This is a genomic window from Bacillus sp. MUM 116, assembly GCF_001866655.1.
Taxonomy (GTDB): domain Bacteria; phylum Bacillota; class Bacilli; order Bacillales; family Cytobacillaceae; genus Neobacillus.
Map to the genome: position 1 here is coordinate 1 of NZ_MLYR01000130.1, position 4,094 is coordinate 4,094.

Consider the following 4,094-nt stretch of genomic DNA (forward strand, 5'->3'; position numbering starts at 1 on the left):
ACTTAAAAATTTATTTAATAATTTTCGAACCGGGTTTATTTCTAGTACAACAGTATTTGGGTTCAGATAGGATGTACTGAGTGACTGTTAATGTCACTCTTTTTTTATGAAAAGTAATTATTTATTTTGGAAGTATTAGTTTTAGTGAAAAATTAAAAATAGATTAGATTTTTGATAATTTCATTGACCCATAATTATGTTTTAGATAAAATCATTTTGTATTAATTGAAAAAGATTATCATTATCAATAACCTAAAGGGAGTGTACATATTACAATGATCAGGAAGATCTTTAATTTAAAGACTATACTTATTACATTTTCTTTACTTGTAGTAATTGGTGTCATCATATGGCAAGGTATCCATTTTCATGGTAATCCAGACCCAACAGAGAAAAACATATCACCCGAAGCAGCCATTATAAATACGGCAATACTTGTATTTAGAGAAGGACTAGAGGCTATTTTAGTTTTATCAGCTATCATTTCAGGGTTAGTTCGTAAAAAGCAAGACAATCTTTGGAAACCTATCTCAATGGGGGCAGGAGTTTCCTTTTTAGCTACAATTGCTACTTGGTTTATCGTGGTTGCAATTATTGCTTCAGTAAATGCATCTGAGTTGAATATTCAAGCATTTACAGGGATTTTAGCTGTAATTGTTTTACTTATTATCATGAATTGGTTCTTTCATAAAATTTATTGGACTGGTTGGATAAGTCTTCATAATCGAAAGAAACAACAAATCACTTCAAACAATGATGAAAATGCCCAGACCACTACTTTTTGGTCGTTATTCATTTTAGGTCTTACATCCGTTTACCGTGAAGGGTTCGAAGTAGTTCTTTTTCTTCAAAATTTAAGATTAAAAGTAGGTTCCGATATTATTCTGCAAGGAGCAATGATTGGTCTGGCACTAACGCTGATTGTAGGTGTATTAACATTCCTTGCTCAAAGACGATTACCACATAAAAAGATGCTGGTATTTACAGGTGCTCTCTTGGTAGTGGTTCTTGCCGTAATGGTTGGAGAAACTGTTCAAGAAATGCAATTAGCTGGATGGATTGGTACAACAACAATTAAAAATCTTTATATCCCAGATTGGGCTCAAGTATGGTTCTGTATATTCCCAACCGTAGAGACGTTATCTTTTCAAGCATTTGCTGTGATTTATGTATTAGGATCTTATTTTTTACAACGTTATTTAACAAAGAGAAAAGCAATAAAACAAAAAATGATTCCTACAATGTAAGATGTGATGAGTGGCTGATATGCCACTCTTTTTTTATATCTTTAACGTGAGTAAAGTGGTGGATAAGGGGAAGTCAGTGGAAATATCTCTAGTAGTTTGCGGAAGTTGAAGATTGGAATTGGTGAAAAGAATATTATTTTTAGGGAATGAACAGATAGATAAGAGAAACATATTGACGATGATTATCATTATCATTTAAAATATTAATTGAAAATGATAATCAATTTCGATTAAAGTGTCTCTAAAAATAAATTTTTCTCTACCAATGTAAAATTATGATTAAGGCATTGAAGATTGAATTGTTTTGAGGTTGATTATCTTGAAATTTAATGGGGGAGGTGAATGAAGTATGCCAGGCTCATTACTTGTTGTAGGTAGAGTTTAGGTGTGATTCCTGAAAAATTATTAACTGTTGGCTTTGGTGAAAAAGAATAATATTTAATTTAATGGAAGAATATCCGCGGTGCCTAGGACCTGCGTTTAAACTGACCCTAAATTAGTGGTTATAAAGAAGAGGTTAAAAGTTAAATTGACTACCATTCTTTGAAGATATTAACAAATTTCAATTATTATTATGATCTTTATCTTATTTGTTGGAAAGTAGGTATTTAAGATATGCGGAAAGTCGTTGGAAAAATTCATTTATGGTTGAGCATGTTAGTAGGTATTTTTATAGTACTTATTGGAATAACCGGAAGTTTACTTGTTTTTGAACCAGAATTAAATCACTTAATACATCCTACATTATTTAAAGTAACAGAAGGCAAAAAAGTAACCTATCAACAAGCTTTGGATACTGTATCAAACAAATATCCAAAAGGGGAAATTAAACGTGTATATACACCAGATGAACCAGATGCGAAAGGAGTTTACTTATTTCGTCTTAAAGATGGTGAAAAGCAGCAATCAATTTATGTTGACCCTGGGACTGGACAAATAAATGGAACATTGGGCGATAATGCATTGTTTAATAACATCCTTGATTTTCATAAATCACTTCTCCTTGAAGATTTTAAAGGTGAGAATATTGTCGGTATAATTGGATTTCTTTTCTTCTTGATCACGTTGTCAGGAATATATTTATGGTGGCCAGGAATAAAAAAGTGGACAAGTGGTTTTAGAATGAGACGCAATAAAAACATTTTTGTAAAGCATTACGATTTACATAAAGTCATAGGGGCAGTGTCCATACCATTTTTATTGATTGTTTCATTAACAGGTGCTCTTTTTACATATGACGAGACAATTTTTGGATGGTTTGGCGGAAAGGCAAAGATAACACCGCCGGAAGAGAAACTTGTTTCTAAGCCTCTTCCAACTGGAAAGCTTCCACTGGACCTTTTATTAAATAAAGCTGAAAAAGAAGTACATAAGGGAACGATTACTCAAGTTAGAATGCCAGAAAAAAAGAAGCAAGGAATGTCTGAAGGGGCTGTAGAAATTCGCCTTAGTCGTTCTTACGATCCTGGAGATGGAAACATACGAGTATGGGTAGACCAGTATAGTGGAAAAATAGTAGGAAAGTTAGATCCAAAAATAAACCGTGGTCTATTTTATCAAATATGGCATTTTCCTTTGCATACAGGAACTTTTGGAGGAATATTTACAAAAATTTTATATACAATTGGTGGCTTTACTCCATCCATTCTAATGATTACAGGAACTTTTATGTGGTGGTTTAAGAAAAAGAACAAAAGAAAACAAAAAAAGAGAACAGTTCAGGCTGCATAATTAAGCTTGTTTCCATTTTCGTATAATCCACAAACGGTCTACAGGGTATAGGGGAACAAAAAAGCCCAAATCCTCGGTATTTAAACTGAGAAATTAGGCGATTAGAAGGATTTAATTTAAAATGCAACGAAGGTTCACAAATTCCTTTAAAATCATAAATATTGATTAGTAAGCAATAGGGAGGCGCTACATTTTCCCCTATTTTGCTGAATTTAATGAAAAACCTCTTGACCCTTACATTAATGTAAGGGTTTATAATTGCTCTAACATCATTAAGAAAGGGGGTATCTTCATTGAAAATCGGCGAGTTATCTAAACTTACTGGGGTAAGCATTCGTTCATTGCGGTACTATGAGGAACAAGGAATTCTAAGCCCCATTCGTTTGTCTAACGGATACCGCGAATACCATGATTTAGCAGTGGACCAAGTGAATACGATTAAGTTTTATTTAAATTTGGGACTTTCTATTGAGCAAATCTCAGGGTTTCTGAATTGTGTATTAAAGAACAAAGAAGCGTTCTGTAAAGAAGTTCTCCCGATCTACGAAGAAAAATTGGAAGAGCTTGACCAGCAAATCCAATTGCTTACCATGATTCGTTCCAATTTAGTTGAACGGATCACGGCTATTAAAGAAGAACGTACCCGGATTGATGATGGCCAATAAAGGGAGGTTTTCATATTGTTCAAACAATTACATTCTGAAACATTTGATAAAGAAATCGAAAAAGGAATTACTTTAATTGAATTCGGGGCTAAATGGTGTCCACCATGCCGTATCCAGGAGCCTATTCTAGAAGAGATATCAGAAGAGTATAAAGAAAAGCTTGTGATCGCAAAGGTTGATGTCGATCAAGAACCGGGGCTTGCTGCTAAGTTCGATATTCAAGGTGTTCCTACGATGCTGTTATTTAAAGACGGACAAAAAGTAGATTCACTTAGAGGTTTACATTATATTGATGATATCAGAACAAAATTAGAAACCAAAATATAATTGACATTTATATCTTTAAAAAGGTTGTCAAATGGCAACCTTTTTTTGCAATTTTAAAATTTAAAAAGCTTTCTCTGGCATTTAATTATGGCTATTTTCGCATAGATTGTTGTTTTTCGTATAA

Annotated in this window: 4 protein-coding genes; all 4 read left to right on the forward strand. The window is 33.1% G+C overall.

All coding sequences use genetic code 11. The annotated features are described in order from the left end of the window. The first annotated feature begins 275 nt into the window (after positions 1–275). The 4 genes from BIV60_RS25250 to BIV60_RS25265 all read left to right on the forward strand — a co-directional run bounded on the left by BIV60_RS25250 (position 276) and on the right by BIV60_RS25265 (position 3,970). Positions 276–1,247, forward strand: a complete 972-nt coding sequence (locus BIV60_RS25250) for an FTR1 family iron permease (RefSeq protein WP_071358463.1) — start codon at positions 276–278, stop codon at positions 1,245–1,247. Between the two features lie 615 nt (positions 1,248–1,862). Next, a complete protein-coding gene (locus BIV60_RS25255; protein WP_071358464.1) occupies positions 1,863–2,978 on the forward strand; it encodes a PepSY-associated TM helix domain-containing protein in 1,116 nt (371 codons plus the stop codon). 293 nt (positions 2,979–3,271) lie between these two features. Continuing rightward, complete coding sequence (locus BIV60_RS25260) at positions 3,272–3,643, forward strand: MerR family transcriptional regulator (RefSeq protein WP_071358465.1); 372 nt, start codon at positions 3,272–3,274, stop codon at positions 3,641–3,643. A 15-nt stretch (positions 3,644–3,658) separates the two neighbouring features. Further along, the gene (locus tag BIV60_RS25265; RefSeq protein ID WP_071358466.1) at positions 3,659–3,970 is read left to right on the forward strand and encodes a thioredoxin family protein; all 312 of its coding nucleotides are present in this window, start codon (positions 3,659–3,661) and stop codon (positions 3,968–3,970) included. Positions 3,971–4,094: the final 124 nt, after the last annotated feature.